The organism is Pseudomonas sp. NFPP25, from assembly GCF_900116505.1.
GTDB lineage: Bacteria > Pseudomonadota > Gammaproteobacteria > Pseudomonadales > Pseudomonadaceae > Aquipseudomonas > Aquipseudomonas protegens.
The window spans coordinates 1,006,449-1,020,642 of record NZ_FPBG01000002.1 but is presented as its reverse complement, the minus strand read 5'-3'; the positions used below and the strand labels follow the sequence as shown (position 1 = coordinate 1,020,642).

The 14,194-nt window shown below is 64.7% G+C and carries 14 protein-coding genes; 9 read left to right on the top strand and 5 right to left on the bottom strand.

Going from position 1 to position 14,194, the window contains the following annotated elements; translation table 11 throughout:
• Window positions 1-142: 142 nt before the first annotated feature.
• Window positions 143-691, top strand: coding sequence for an RNA polymerase factor sigma-70 (locus tag BM382_RS11760; protein ID WP_011062465.1), 549 nt, complete (start codon window positions 143-145; stop codon window positions 689-691).
• A gap of 33 nt (window positions 692-724) precedes the next feature.
• Here the strand turns inward: BM382_RS11760 and BM382_RS11755 are convergent, their stop codons facing one another.
• From BM382_RS11755 to BM382_RS11745, 3 genes are all read right to left on the bottom strand, one after another.
• The gene (locus tag BM382_RS11755; protein ID WP_072442903.1) at window positions 725-1,084 is read right to left on the bottom strand and encodes a pyoverdine biosynthesis protein; all 360 of its coding nucleotides are present in this window, start codon (window positions 1,082-1,084) and stop codon (window positions 725-727) included.
• A gap of 95 nt (window positions 1,085-1,179) precedes the next feature.
• Window positions 1,180-1,974, bottom strand: coding sequence for a substrate-binding periplasmic protein (locus BM382_RS11750; RefSeq protein ID WP_019095084.1), 795 nt, complete (start codon window positions 1,972-1,974; stop codon window positions 1,180-1,182).
• 96 nt (window positions 1,975-2,070) lie between these two features.
• Window positions 2,071-2,694 carry a TetR/AcrR family transcriptional regulator gene (locus BM382_RS11745; protein ID WP_015636493.1) on the bottom strand — a complete coding sequence of 208 codons (624 nt, stop codon included), beginning with the start codon at window positions 2,692-2,694 and terminating at the stop codon, window positions 2,071-2,073.
• A 186-nt stretch (window positions 2,695-2,880) separates the two neighbouring features.
• On the opposite strand from BM382_RS11745, the gene BM382_RS11740 reads away from it, so the two are divergent.
• From BM382_RS11740 to BM382_RS11705, 8 genes are all read left to right on the top strand, one after another.
• Window positions 2,881-4,671, top strand: coding sequence for an acyclic terpene utilization AtuA family protein (locus BM382_RS11740; protein WP_072442901.1), 1,791 nt, complete (start codon window positions 2,881-2,883; stop codon window positions 4,669-4,671).
• A gap of 10 nt (window positions 4,672-4,681) precedes the next feature.
• Window positions 4,682-5,551 carry an SDR family oxidoreductase gene (locus BM382_RS11735; protein WP_019095082.1) on the top strand — a complete coding sequence of 290 codons (870 nt, stop codon included), beginning with the start codon at window positions 4,682-4,684 and terminating at the stop codon, window positions 5,549-5,551.
• Window positions 5,552-5,554: 3 nt separating this feature from the next.
• Window positions 5,555-7,171 (top strand): geranyl-CoA carboxylase subunit beta, encoded by a 1,617-nt coding sequence (gene atuC / locus BM382_RS11730; RefSeq protein ID WP_072442898.1) that lies wholly within the window; start codon window positions 5,555-5,557, stop codon window positions 7,169-7,171.
• Between the two features lie 41 nt (window positions 7,172-7,212).
• A complete protein-coding gene (gene atuD / locus BM382_RS11725; protein WP_011062472.1) occupies window positions 7,213-8,370 on the top strand; it encodes a citronellyl-CoA dehydrogenase in 1,158 nt (385 codons plus the stop codon).
• Window positions 8,367-9,164: an enoyl-CoA hydratase/isomerase family protein gene (locus BM382_RS11720; RefSeq protein ID WP_072442896.1), complete on the top strand. Its 798-nt coding sequence runs from the start codon at window positions 8,367-8,369 to the stop codon at window positions 9,162-9,164. Before atuD ends, BM382_RS11720 begins: the two co-directional genes overlap by 4 nt.
• A 57-nt stretch (window positions 9,165-9,221) precedes the next feature.
• Window positions 9,222-11,177 (top strand): acetyl/propionyl/methylcrotonyl-CoA carboxylase subunit alpha, encoded by a 1,956-nt coding sequence (locus BM382_RS11715; protein ID WP_072442894.1) that lies wholly within the window; start codon window positions 9,222-9,224, stop codon window positions 11,175-11,177.
• Between the two features lie 149 nt (window positions 11,178-11,326).
• Window positions 11,327-11,866, top strand: a complete 540-nt coding sequence (locus BM382_RS11710; protein ID WP_011062475.1) for a 3'-5' exonuclease — start codon at window positions 11,327-11,329, stop codon at window positions 11,864-11,866.
• A gap of 74 nt (window positions 11,867-11,940) precedes the next feature.
• Window positions 11,941-12,225, top strand: coding sequence for a pyrimidine/purine nucleoside phosphorylase (locus BM382_RS11705; protein WP_011062476.1), 285 nt, complete (start codon window positions 11,941-11,943; stop codon window positions 12,223-12,225).
• A gap of 76 nt (window positions 12,226-12,301) precedes the next feature.
• Here BM382_RS11705 and BM382_RS11700 read toward each other — a convergent pair whose 3' ends face one another.
• Together BM382_RS11700 and BM382_RS11695 are read right to left on the bottom strand one after the other, a co-directional pair.
• A complete protein-coding gene (locus BM382_RS11700) occupies window positions 12,302-13,105 on the bottom strand; it encodes an MOSC domain-containing protein (RefSeq protein ID WP_011062477.1) in 804 nt (267 codons plus the stop codon).
• An 82-nt stretch (window positions 13,106-13,187) separates the two neighbouring features.
• Window positions 13,188-14,123, bottom strand: coding sequence for a chemotaxis protein CheV (locus BM382_RS11695; protein ID WP_011062478.1), 936 nt, complete (start codon window positions 14,121-14,123; stop codon window positions 13,188-13,190).
• Between the last annotated feature and the right edge of the window lie 71 nt (window positions 14,124-14,194).

The following is a 14,194-nucleotide window of genomic DNA, read 5'->3' as shown; positions in this document are numbered from 1 at the left end:
TCGCAATCTGCACTGACAGAGAGCATTAGTTCTTTTTCTCAATTGACAATCATTATCATTCAGCCTAATTTGTCGCTCGATGTGTAGGACGGGTCAGATTTTTCTGACGTCCCACTAACCTCTTTGCAACAAGGTGATTTCCATGACGGAACAAGTATCCACAAGCAGGTGCGATTCACCGTTACTCCAGGCTTTTGTCGACAACCGTCTGATCCTGGTGAAGATTGCAGCCCGCATTACCGGCTGCCGATCCCGGGCTGAAGACGTGGTTCAAGATGCGTTTTTCCGCCTGCAGTCGGCGCCGCAGATCACCTCCTCGTTCAAGGCCCAGCTCAGTTACCTGTTCCAGATCGTGCGCAACCTGGCCATCGACCACTACCGCAAGCAGGCGCTGGAACAGAAGTACTCGGGTACTGAAGAGGAAGGCTTGAATGTGGTTATTCATGGCGCTTCACCTGAAACCTCCCACATGAACTTTTCCACCCTGGAAAACATCGCCGAAGCCCTGACCGAGCTGCCCAGCCGCACGCGCTACGCCTTCGAGATGTACCGCCTGCATGGCGTCCCGCAAAAGGACATCGCCAAGGAGCTGGGGGTATCGCCGACCCTGGTCAACTTCATGATTCGCGATGCCCTGGTGCATTGCCGCAAAGTCTCGGGCAACCGCCCCGATACCTTCGCCCGTCGCTGACTGGCGCCCTGCATGACCCGGCTTGAAGGGTGCCTACACCTCAAGCAGGCCACTGCGGCCAAGCACCAGTAACGCTGCACGTTTATGCAACAGATCGAACTCCTGCTGGCAGAACCGACAACGGTCATGCGCAGCACAGGGCGGCGCGTGGGCGCCTGGCGCCGGCCGCTGCGCACCTGGCGGGTCCAGATACAGGGCATGTACCTGGGCCGACAGCCAGAAAGCCAGCCGATCCTGGCGCGCCGCCTCGGCTGCCTGGGCATCCACCGGCACGGGCGCCTGCCCCCGGCCCCGCAGAGACTCGAACAGCCTTTGGCGGGCGATGACTTCATCGATTCCCTTGAGCTGGCTAGTGGGCAGGGCTGCAACATTCAGCGGATCAACAGGGGACATGGCAGCGCTCACCGTCGGTTGGGCATTCAACCAAGTGACGTGGGCCGCCGCCGGAAATTTAGCCCGTCGCGGGTCGGGCCGGTCGCTGCGTGATGTCAGGCGTGGGGCACGCTCATCACCACAATGCGATAGGGATCGAAGATCTTGTGCATCTGGCCGTTGTCCCGCAGTTTTTGCAGGAGCCCGGAAAAGTCTTCGGCCGTGATCGGCGCCTTGGGCCGGATCAGGGCGTAATGGTGGTAGACCTGATCGATGCGTTCGGAAACCAGCAACTGCTCCGTGCTTTCGGCATTGCGCGCCAGGAAGTCGCTGAGGTAGGAGCGGGTCACCAGGGCGATGTCCGCCCTGCCCCGCAGGACCATCAGCAGGTTGCTGTCGTGGGAATAGGTCAGGGTGGCGTTGTAGGTGTCGGCCAGGAACTTGGGGTCGGCGTTGAACTGGGCGAAGGCGTAGTGATAACCGCTGAACAGAGCCAGGCGCTTGCCCTTCAGGTTGGCGAAATAGTCCTGCTGGCGCCCGCCCTGACGCTGGGCGACGAAAATTTCCGCGTCTTCCAGGCCCATGTCGACACTGGTGTGGGCAATGTTCTGCCAGCCCCAGGCCGGGTTCTCGAAGATCGCCAGGTCCACCCGGCCCTGCTCGAAATCGCGGAAACGCCGGGGAATCGAGGTGGGCACCAGGACGAACTGATAGTCGCTCTGGGACTGGTTGAGGGCTTCCACCAGTTGCGGCAGCAAACCGGTGTCGGCACCGGTTTCTGGACGGACGGTATAAGGCGGGAAATGCGCCGCCGCGACCCGCACCAGCTGCGCCGAGGAGGCCGGACAGACCCAAAGTGTTGCCAGCGCCAGCAAGAGCATTCGCAAGGCTGACCGCAGCGGCAAGGACATCAAGGCAACACACCTCAAGGAAATGAAAATGAATGAGCTAAAGCTAGGCGTTTTCAGCCACTTCGACAACGTTGCCACGCACAATTAGCCAGCCGCTCAATGATCCTTGAGCACCAGCAGCAGGGCCTCCTGGGCCAGCTGTTCCAGAGTCATGCTGCCCTCGGCACGAAACCAGGTGGTGGTCCAGGACAGGGCGCCGGTGAGAAAGCGCCGGGTAATGAACACATCGCCCTTGATGAACCCCGCCTCCTTGGCCTCCCCCAGCACCTGCAGCCAGATCTGTTCGTAGATATCGCGCAGCGCCAGGACGGCTGCCTGGCCTTCCGGGGACAGTGAGCGCCACTCGTACACCAGCACCGCCATGGCTTCACCGCTGCCGCCCATGATCGACTGCAGTTCACAGCGGATCAGCGCCAGCACCCGTTCGCGCACGCTGCCGGCCTCGGCCAGTTCAGCGCGCATCAAGGCGGTGTTGTAGTGGATGGTTTCCTGCATCACCGCCCGCAGGATGTCGTCCTTGCTCTTGAAGTGATGAAAGATGCTGCCCGACTGGATGCCCACCGCGCTGGCCAGGTCACGCACGGTGGTGCGCTCGTAACCCTTGTTGCGAAACAGGTGCGCTGCGGTTTGCAGCAGCTTGCCCCGGGCGCTCTCGGGGTCGGTCACCTGGCCACTGGCGATCAGCTCGCGTACTACCTGCAGGGCTTTTTGCTCGTCCACCGGTGTTCTCCTACCTTCACGTCATCAATAGCTCAGCGTAACCCGGCAAATCCGGGCGCGGCGCGCGCAATTTAAGCCTCTGCCGGTTACCAAGCAAGCGCTTGGCCAGAAGAATAGGCCAACGTATTTACAAACCAAGCGCTTGCTTGGTAGCCTCCTCGCAGTTCTTCATTCGAGAGCCCTGTCATGACCAAGACCGTAAGAATCGGCTGCGCCAGTGCCTTCTGGGGCGACACCAGCAGCGCCGCAGCGCAGTTGGTGCAAGGCGGCCGCCTAGACTACCTGGTGTTCGACTATCTGGCAGAGATCACCCTGTCGATCATGGCCGGGGCGCGCATGAAGGACCCGACGGCGGGCTACGCCACGGATTTCGTCGAGGTGCTCAAACCCTTGCTGGGCTCGATCCGCGAACAGGGCATCCGGGTCATCAGCAACGCCGGCGGGGTCAACCCGCAGGCCTGTGCCAGTGCCTTGCAGGCCGCCTGCGAACAGGCCGGGGTGGCGCTGAAGATCGCCGTGCTGCTGGGGGACGACCTGCAACCGCAGTTCAAGCAGTTGAGCGACGCCGCCATTGTGGAGATGTTCAGCGGCGCGCCCCTGCCGCCAATGTGCGTCTCCACCAATGCCTACCTCGGTGCCCCCGGCATCGTCGAAGCGCTGCGCCTGGGGGCGGATATCGTGATCACCGGCCGCGGCGTCGACAGCGCGGTGGTCAGCGCCGCCCTGGTCCACGAGTTCAACTGGTCCTGGCAGGATTACGACCGCCTGGCCCAGGCCGCCCTGGCCGGGCACATCATCGAATGTGGCGCGCAGTGCACCGGCGGCAATTTCACCGACTGGCGCCAGGTGCCGGACTACGAACATATCGGCTTCCCCATCGTCGAGGTCGGCGCTGACGGCCAGTTTGTGGTCGGCAAGGCACCCGGTACCGGAGGGCTGGTGAGCCCGCTGACGGTGGGCGAACAACTGCTGTACGAAATTGGCAACCCCAGGGCTTATCTGCTTCCGGATGTGGTGTGCGATTTCTCTCAGGTGGAACTGCGGCAACAGGGCCCGGAAAGGGTTCATGTACAGGGTGCCAGGGGCCTGCCCCCCAGCCACCAGTACAAGGTCAGCGCCACCTACCCGGACGGCTTCCGCTGCACCGCCAGTTGCCTGATGGCCGGGATCGACGCGGTCGCCAAGGCGCACCGGGTCAGCCAGGCGATCATCGACAAGACCAGCGAGATGTTCGCCCAGCGCGGCTGGGGGCCCTACAGCGAAGTGAACATCGAACTGCTGGGCAGCGAGGCCACCTACGGCCCCCATGGCCAGCGCCAGGACAGCCGCGAGGTGGTGATCAAGCTGGCGGTGCGCCACCCGAACAAGGCGGCGCTGGTGCTGTTCTCCCGGGAAATCGCCCAGGCCGCCACCGGCATGGCCCCGGGGCTCACCGGCATCGTCGGTGGCCGGCCGACGGTGTACCCGGTGATCCGCCTGTTCTCCTTCCTGCTGGACAAGGACGCCTGCCGGCTGGAGATCGACCTTGCCAGCCAGCGTCACCCTTGCGCCCTGCCGCACACCGACCGCCTGGACCCGGCAGCCCTGCCCGCCCCCCATTCCCTGCCCGCCCCCCGCGGCCGCGCCGATGCCAGCGTGGCGCTGGTGAAGCTGGCGGTGGCACGCTCCGGCGACAAGGGCAACCACAGCAATATCGGGGTCATGGCGCGCCACCCCGACTACCTGCCGTGGATCGCCGAAGCCCTGACCCCCGAGGTGCTGGTGGACTGGATGGGCCATGTGCTGGACCCGGTGCATGGCCGGGTCCAGCGTTGGTACCTGCCGGGTACCCATAGCCTCAACTTCCTGCTGGAGAACGCCCTGGGCGGCGGCGGCGTCGCCAGCCTGCGCATCGACCCGCAAGGCAAGGCCTTTGCCCAGCAGTTGCTGGAAATCCAGATCCCGGTGCCGCAGAGCATCGCCGACGCCGTCAATTAAAGGAGCTGCCGTGGTGTACGACTCGATTTTCAAAGCGCAATTGTTCGCCGGCCAGACCATCATCGTCACCGGCGGCGGCAGCGGTATCGGCCGCTGCACTGCCCACGAACTGGCGGCCCTGGGGGCCCAGGTGCTGCTGGTGGGGCGCAAGGCGGAAAAACTGCAGAAGGTCGCCGGCGAAATTGCCGAGGACGGCGGCAAGGCCGACTGGCAGGCCTGCGACATCCGCGACGAGGAAGCGGTCAAGGCCCTGGTGGCCCGGCTGATGGAGCGCTTTGGTCCGATCCATGGCCTGGTGAACAATGCCGGCGGCCAGTACCCGGCGCCCCTGGCCTCGATCAACCAGAAGGGTTTCGAAACCGTGCTGCGCACCAATCTGGTGGGCGGCTTCCTCATGGCCCGGGAAGTGTTCAACCAGTCCATGAGCCGCCACGGCGGCAGCATCGTCAACATGCTCGCCGACATGTGGGGCGGCATGCCCGGCATGGGCCACTCCGGTGCGGCGCGCTCCGGGATGGACAATTTCACCAAGACCGCCGCCTACGAATGGGGGCACGCCGGGGTGCGGGTCAACGCGGTGGCGCCGGGCTGGATCGCCTCCAGCGGCATGGACACCTATGAAGGCGCGTTCAAGGCAGTGATCCCCACCCTGCGTGAACACGTGCCGCTCAAGCGCATCGGCAGCGAATCGGAAGTCAGCGCCGCCATCGTTTTCTTGCTCAGCCCCGGCGCGGCCTTCATCAGCGGCAGCACCCTGCGCATCGACGGCGCCGCCAGCCTGGGCAGCCGTGCCTGGCCCCTGGGCAAGGCACGCAACAGCGAGTCCTACAACGGCTTCCATCGCGCCTACCTGCCCGACGTACTCAAGGGCGAGGAATAAGCCATGCCGGTGATCCAGTCCCAACTCGACCCCCACGGTCCGCAGTTCGCACAAAACCGCGCAGCCATGCTGACGGGCCTGCAACAGTTGCAGGAACTGCAGCAGAACCTGCTGGCCAAGGCCGCCGAAGCCAAGGCCAAGTTCGACCGGCGCGGCCAACTGCTGCCCCGCGAACGCCTCAACCTGCTGCTGGACCCGGGCGCGCCGTTTCTCGAGCTGGCCAGCCTGGCCGGCTACAAGCTGCACGACGACAAGGACGGTACCCAGGCCGGCGGCGGCCTGATTGCCGGCATCGGCTATGTGTGCGGCGTGCGCATGCTGGTGGTGGCCAACAACTGCGCGATCAAGGGCGGGACTATCTCCCCCAGCGGCCTGAAGAAATCCCTGCGCCTGCAACAGATCGCCATGGAGAACAAACTGCCAGTGGTGACCCTGGCGCAAAGCGGTGGCGCCAACCTCAACTACGCTGCGGAAATCTTCGTCGAAGGTGCACGCAGCTTCGCCAATCAGGCGCGGATGTCGGCCATGGGCCTGCCGCAGATCACCGTGGTCCACGGCTCGGCCACCGCCGGCGGCGCCTACCAGCCCGGGCTCTCGGACTACGTGGTGGTGGTGCGTGGCGAGGCCAAGCTGTTTCTCGCCGGCCCGCCGCTGCTCAAGGCCGCCACCGGTGAAGTGGCCACCGATGAAGAACTGGGGGGCGCCGAGATGCACGCCCAGGTGGCCGGCACCGCCGAATACCTGGCGGAAAACGACGCCGACGGCATCCGCATCGTCCGCGAGATCGTCAGCCTGTTGCCGTGGAACGCCCGACTGCCAGTGCAGCCCGCCAGGACCTGGAACGAGCCGCTGTATCCCATCGACGAGTTGCTCGGGCTGATTCCCGACGATCCGAAGAAGCCCTACGACGCCCGGGAAATCATCGCCCGCCTGGCAGACGGCTCGCAGTTCCTGGAGTTCAAGGGCGAGTTCGATGCCCAGACCCTCTGCGGCCACTTGCAGATCCAGGGCCGGCCCTGCGGCTTTATCGGCAACAACGGCCCGATCACGCCCCAGGGCGCGAGCAAGGCCGCGCAATTCATACAGCTCTGTGACCAGAGCCAGACCCCGCTGCTGTTCTTCCACAACACCACCGGCTTCATGGTGGGCACCGAATCCGAGCAGCAGGGGGTGATCAAGCACGGGGCGAAGATGATCCAGGCGGTGGCCAATGCCCGAGTGCCGAAGCTGACCATCGTGGTCGGTGGCTCCTACGGCGCCGGCAACTATGCGATGTGCGGCCGTGGCCTGGACCCGCGCTTCATCTTCGCCTGGCCCAACAGCCGCACCGCGGTGATGGGCGGCGCCCAGGCCGGCAAGGTGCTGCGCATCGTCACCGAGGCCAAGCATGCGAAGAACGGCCAGGAAGCCGACCCGAAGATGCTCGACATGCTGGAACAGGTCACCGCGCAGAAGCTCGACAGCCAGTCCACGGCGCTCTACGGCAGCGCCAACCTGTGGGACGACGGGCTGATCGACCCGCGCGATACCCGCACTCTGCTGGGCTACCTGCTGGACATCTGCCATGAGGCGCAGGTGCGCGAGCTGGCGCCCAACAGCTTTGGCGTGGCTCGGTTTTGATAGGACATTTCGCGGTCTGACCCCACTTGAGGAGAACAACAATGATCTTCACCCAGGAACACGAAGAACTGCGGCGCACGGTGCGCCAATTTGTAGACCGCGAGATCAACCCCCACGTCGAGGAATGGGAAAAGGCCGGGCGCTTTCCCATCCACGAGATTTTCCGCAAGGCCGGTGAACTGGGCCTGCTGGGCATCTCCAAGCCGGAAAAATTCGGCGGCATGGGCCTGGACTACAGCTACTCCATCGTCGCCGCCGAGGAGTTCGGCACCATCCATTGCGGTGGCATTCCCATGTCCATCGGCGTGCAGACCGACATGTGCACCCCGGCCCTGGCGCGCTTCGGCTCCGATGAACTGCGCGACGAGTTTCTGCGGCCGGCCATCACGGGCGAGCAGGTCGGCTGCATCGGCGTCTCCGAAGTCGGCGCCGGTTCCGATGTGGCCGGGCTCAAGACCCACGCCCGCAAGGACGGCGACGACTACGTGATCAACGGCAGCAAGATGTGGATCACCAACTCCCCCAGCGCCGACTTCATCTGCCTGCTGGCCAACACTTCGGACGACAAGCCCCACGTCAACAAGTCGCTGATCATGGTGCCGATGAACACCCCGGGCATCAGCCTCAGCTCGCATCTGGACAAGCTCGGCATGCGCAGCTCGGAAACCGCCCAGGTGTTCTTCGACAATGTGCGAGTGCCTCAACGCAACCGCATCGGCCACGAAGGCGCCGGTTTCATGATGCAGATGCTGCAGTTCCAGGAAGAACGGCTGTTCGGCGCGGCGAACATGATCAAGGGCCTGGAGTACTGCGTGGACAGCACCATCGAGTACTGCAAGGAGCGCAAGACCTTCGGCAGCCCGCTGATCGACAACCAGGTGATCCACTTCCGCCTGGCCGAGCTGTCCACCGAGATCGAATGCCTGCGGGCCCTGGTCTACCAGGCCACCGAACAGTATGTACGCGGCCAGGACGTGACCCGGCTGGCTTCCATGGCCAAGCTCAAGGCCGGGCGCCTGGGCCGCGAGGTCAGCGACAGTTGCCTGCAATACTGGGGCGGCATGGGCTTCATGTGGGACAACCCGGTGGCCCGGGCCTATCGCGATGTGCGCCTGGTGTCCATCGGCGGCGGTGCCGACGAGATCATGCTGGGGATCATCTGCAAGCTCATGGGCATCCTGCCGGGGAAAAAGAAATGAACCCGCTCCCTGCCTGCCAGACCCTGCTGCTGGAGCCGCGCAACGGCGTGCTGTTCATCAGCCTCAATCGCCCGCAAAACCGCAATGCCATGAGCCTGCAGATGGTCGCCGAACTGCGCACGGTGATGGCCGCGGTCCGTGACCGGCGCAGCATCCGTGCCCTGGTGCTGCGCGGCACCGGCGAGCACTTCTGTGCCGGTGGCGACCTCAAGGACATGGCCGGCGCCCGTGCCCATGGCAGCGCCGCCTACCGTGAACTGAACCGCGCCTTCGGCGCCCTGCTGGAAGAAGCGCAGCACCTGCCCCAGGTGCTGGTGTGTGTGCTGCAGGGCGCGGTGCTGGGGGGCGGTTTCGGCCTGGCCTGTGTCAGCGACATCGCCATCGCCGAGCACTCGGCCCAGTTCAGCATGCCGGAAACCAGCCTGGGCCTGCTGCCCGCGCAAATTGCCCCGTTCGTGGTGCAGCGCATCGGCCTGGCCCAGGCCCGGCGCCTGGCCCTGACCGCCGCCCGTTTCGATGGCGCCCAAGCCCAGCGCCTGGGCCTGGTGCACTTTGTCGAGAACGATGCCAAGGCCCTGCAGGAACGCCTGGAGCAGCAGCTTTCCCTGGTGCTGCGCTGCGCCCCGGGGGCCAACGCGGCGACCAAGGCCTTGCTCCTGGCGAGTGTCGACCAACCGCAGGGGCCATTGCTGGACCAGGCCGCCAACGACTTCGCCAATGCAGTCCTGGGTGAGGAAGGGGTCGAGGGCACCCTGGCCTTCGTGCAGAAACGCAAACCGGCCTGGGCCAACTGAGCCCTTGTAGGAGCCGGCTTGCCGGCGAACGCCCCCCACCGATTCCCGGGAGCCTGTATGCCCAATTTCAACAAGATCCTGATCGCCAACCGTGGCGAAATCGCCTGCCGCATCCAGCGTACCGCCCAGGCCCTGGGCTATCGCACCGTGGCCGTGTTCAGCGATGCCGATGCCGAGGCCTTGCATGTGCAACTGGCTGACGAAGCGGTGCATATCGGCCCGTCCGCGGTACAGCAGTCCTACCTCGACGGCGCCGCGCTGCTGGAAGCGGCACGGCGCACCGGTGCCGACGCCATTCACCCGGGCTACGGCTTTCTTTCGGAAAATGCCGAGTTCGCCGCCGCCTGTGAAAGCGCCGGCCTGGTGTTCATCGGCCCCAGCGCTGCCGCCATCGAGCTGATGGGCAGCAAGCGTCGCTCGAAGATCGCCATGCTCGAAGCCGGCGTGCCGTGCATCCAGGGCTATCAGGGGGCGGAACAGGACGACGCCACCTTGCAGCGCGAAGCCCAGCGCATCGGCTATCCGCTGATGATCAAGGCCAGCGCCGGCGGTGGCGGGCGTGGCATGCGCCTGGTACACCAAGCCGGCCAGTTGCTGGAGCAGATCCGCACGGCCCGCTCCGAAGCCCTGCACGCCTTCGGCAGCGACGAACTGATCCTGGAGCAGGCGCTGATCGAGCCCCGGCACGTGGAGGTGCAGCTGTTCGGCGACGAGCATGGCCAGTTGATCTACCTGGGTGAGCGGGATTGCTCGATCCAGCGCCGCCATCAGAAGGTCATCGAAGAGGCGCCCTGCCCGGTCATGACCCCGGAGCTGCGCCAGGCCATGGGCGAGGCAGCGCTCAAGGCCGGGCGGGCGGTGAACTATGTGGGCGCCGGTACCGTGGAATTCCTCCTGGATGCGAGCGGGCAGTTCTATTTCCTGGAGATGAATACCCGGCTGCAGGTGGAGCACCCGGTCACCGAACTGGTAACGGGCCTGGACCTGGTGGCCCTGCAACTGCAAGTGGCGGCCGGCGAGCCGCTGCCCCTGGGCCAGGAGCAGGTGCGCCTCGACGGCCACGCCATTGAAGTGCGGCTGTATGCCGAGGACCCGGCACAGAACTTCCTGCCGCAGACCGGCCAGATCCTGCGCTGGGAGCCGGCACCGGGGATCCGCACCGACCATGGCTTGCAGGAAGGCCAATGGGTCAGCCCGTTCTACGACCCGATGCTGGGCAAGCTGATCGCCCACGGTGCTACCCGCGAAGAGGCGCGGCGCAAGCTGCTGCGTGGCGTCGAGGATTGCGTGCTGCTGGGGCTGGAAAGCAACCGCCGGCTGCTGGCCAACCTGCTGCGCCACCCGGTGTTCGCCAGCGGCCACTTCAGCACCGCCTTCATTGCCGAGCATTTTGCCCAGGACCCGAGCCTGCAACCCCAGGAGCCCACTGCCGAGGAACTGGCCATCGCCGCTGCGCTCTTCCACCACCACAGCGCCAGCGCCCATGGCCCGGCGCTCAATGCCTGGAGCAACAACGCCGGGGTGCCCCTGGACTACCGGCTCGGGGTGCAGGACCGGCAATGGTCGCTGCACCTGAACGCACTGCCCTCGGGCGCTGTGCAGGTGCGCCAGGGCGATGGGCTGCTGGAGCTCAAGGTGCGCAGCGCCGATGGCCGGCGGGCCAGCCTGGAGATCAACGGCATTCGCCGCCCGTGCGCCTATCGGCTGGAGGGCGGGGAGCTGTGGCTGAGCAACGCCAAGGGCAGCCTGCACCTGGTGGATCGTACCCATGCCCCGGCCCAGGGCCAGAACACTGCCTCCAGCGGTACGCTCAAGGCGCCCATGGACGGGGCGATCGTCGATGTACTGGTCAGTGAGGGCATGCACGTAAGCAAGGGCCAATTGCTGCTGGTGCTGGAGGCGATGAAGATGGAGCACCCGCTCAAGGCCGGGATCGACGGGGTGATCACCCGGGTCCAGGTCAACCTCGGGGACCAGGTGAAAAACCGCCAGGTACTGGTGGAGGTGGAGTAGCCCGGGCACCTTCCAGCAGATCCAGGCAGACGGGGCATCGGTCGGGACGATGCCCCCTCGATGCGCTCAAGCAGCCGTCCCCCTAGGCGGATGCCTCGGCTTTGGCTACGCTCAAGCCTCTTCAGGATGTTTCAAGGCTGGAATTCGTGATGCCCCACTGGCTGGTAATAGATCTGGAAGCCACGACGGATGAAGGGGGCTGGCCGGTGAGCGAGATGGAAATCATTGAGATCGGCGCCACCCTGGTCAACCGTCAGGGCCGGGAACAGGACCACTTCCAGCGTTTCGTCCGCCCCTTGCGGCGCCCCATGCTGACGCCGTTCTGCCGCGAACTGACCCACATCACCCAGGCCAATATCGACAGCGCCGCGCCCCTGAGCGAGGTCTGGGGCCTGTTCGAGCGCTGGCTCGGCCAGCATCAGCCGCGCCTGGAAGGCTGGGCCAGCTGGGGCGACTACGACCGCAAGCAGTTGCAGCTGGAATGGCACAACCAACAGCTGCACAGCCTGCTCAATGAGGTGCCGCACATGAACCTCAAGCAGCGCTTCGCCAAGGCCCGGCGCCTGGAGCGGCCCCTGGGGCTCAATGCAGCCCTGCAACTGGCCGGCATGCAGTTTACCGGCCAGCAGCATCGGGCCCTGGAAGATGCGCGCAATACAGCACGCTTATTACCGCTGATTCTTCCTTGACGGCGGCAGGTGACGGCCCTGAAGGCCTTGTGCATACTGGCCACCCTTTTTGACCCTTTCTTGAGGAATCGCCCATGTTTAAAGTCAACGAGTACTTCGACGGCACCGTCAAGTCGATTGCCTTCGGCACGGCCGAAGGCCCAGCCACCATTGGCGTCATGGCCCCGGGCGAATACGAGTTCGGCACCGCACAACGGGAAATCATGCACGTGGTCTCCGGCGCCCTGACCGTGCGCCTGCCAGACAGCGCAGACTGGGAAACCTTCCCGGCCGGTAGCCAGTTCAACGTTCCGGCCAACAGCAAGTTCCAGCTCAAAGTCGCGGTGGACACCGCCTACCTGTGCGAATACCGCGGCTGATCGAGCATCGCGGCGTTACCCAGGAATAAAAAATGCCCGTCTCCCAGGAGACGGGCATTTTTCGAGGTGGCACCGGTTATTCGATAACCGTCACCGCCATCCCTACCTGCAAGCGACCGTTGCCATCATTGACCAGGTTCTGGCCGAACATCGCCCCATCGGCCTGGGCCCGGTACTTCTGCAAGGTGGCCAGAGGTTCGCGGTCGGCACTGCGCTCGCCGGTCTGCGGATCGATGGTGGTGAGAATGCAGCGCGAGCATGGCTTGACCACACGGAACTCGACATCGCCGATACGCACGCGCTTCCAGTCGTCCTCGGCAAAGGCCGCACTGCCCTCGACCACCAGGTTCGGTCGGAACCGCAGCATCTCCAGGGGCCGGCCCACGCGAGCGACCAGGTCATCCAGGGAGGCCTGGCCAATCAGCAGCAGGGGAAAACCATCGGCGAAGGCCACCTGGTCATCGTCCCTGCCATAACCGGCGGCGGTGCTCCGTGCCCGCTGCGCAGGAACCTGCACCAGGCGGCTGGGCTTGCCGATGAATTCGCTGACCCAGGCCGCGGCTTCGTCCCCCGCATCGGGAACCCGCAAGGTGTCCTGCCAGATGGTCACGCCGCGCAACGGTGCATCCGCACCCGGCAGCGCTACTTCAAGGGTGGAGTGGCCTGGGGCGCTCAGGGTCAGGCCACCCTGGTCATTCCACAAGGCCGACAGCTGACTCATCCGCGCTACGGCGCGCTGGGTCAGAAAACGCCCGCTGGCCTCATCCACCAACATCCAGCGGCGATCCCCTTGCAGCCCGAGCTTGTCCAGGCCGATCTGTTGCAGGGTTTCGCCCCTGGCGGATTTCAACGGGTATCGGTAAAGCGCGCTAAGACGCATGTCCAGCTCCCTGTATGGGCAAAAGCGCTCACCCTATACCAGCATTTAGCCGAAACAAAGGAGCGCCGGCGCAGGGCCCGTGTCAGGCGTCGGCTTCGTCCAGCATCAGCCGTTGGCGGACCACGTCCACCAGCTTGTCCGGCTGGAACTTGGACAGGAAGTTGTCGCAACCGACCTTCTTCACCATCGATTCGTTGAAGCTGCCGGACAAGGAGGTGTGCAGCACCACATAAAGCCCGCGCAAACGCGGATCGTTGCGGATCTCGGTGGTCAGGCGGTAGCCGTCCATTTCCGGCATTTCCGCATCGGTGAACACCATCAGCAGCTTGTCGGTCATCACCACGTCGGTGTCGGCCCAGGCCTTGAGCATGTTCAGGGCCTTGAGGCCATCACTGGCGATGTGCATCTTGACCCCGAGCTGGCCGAGGGTGTCGCGCAATTGCGAGAGGGCCACGTTGGAGTCGTCCACCAGCAGCACTTCGCGGCCACGGGCACGCTCCAGCACCGGATCTTCCAGCTTGTCCCGGGAAACCTTGGCGTTGTAGGGCACGATTTCCGCCAGGACCTTTTCCACGTCGATGATTTCCACCAACTGGTCATCGACCTTGCTGATGGCGGTCAGGTAATGCTGGCGCCCGGCGCTGGTGGGCGGCGGCATGATGGCTTCCCAGTTCATGTTGACGATGCGGTCCACGCCACCGACCAGGAACGCCTGCACCGAGCGGTTGTACTCGGTAACGATGATGGTGCTGTTGGGGCCCGGGACCAGCGGGCGCATGCCAATGGCCTGGGACAGATCGATGACCGGCAGGGTCTGCCCGCGCAGATTGACCACCCCACAGACAAAGGGATGGCGCTGAGGCATCAGCGTCAGCTTCGGCAGTTGCAGCACTTCCTGGACCTTGAACACGTTGATCGCGAACAGTTGCCGACCGGCCAGGCGGAACATGAGGATTTCCAGGCGATTCTCACCCACCAGTTGCGTGCGTTGATCTACCGTGTCGAGAATGCCGGCCATTAATGACTCCTGGGCTTGTTCTGATGAATTCACTAAAGACAGATATCGGCCGGGTCTGCCGTATCTTGACC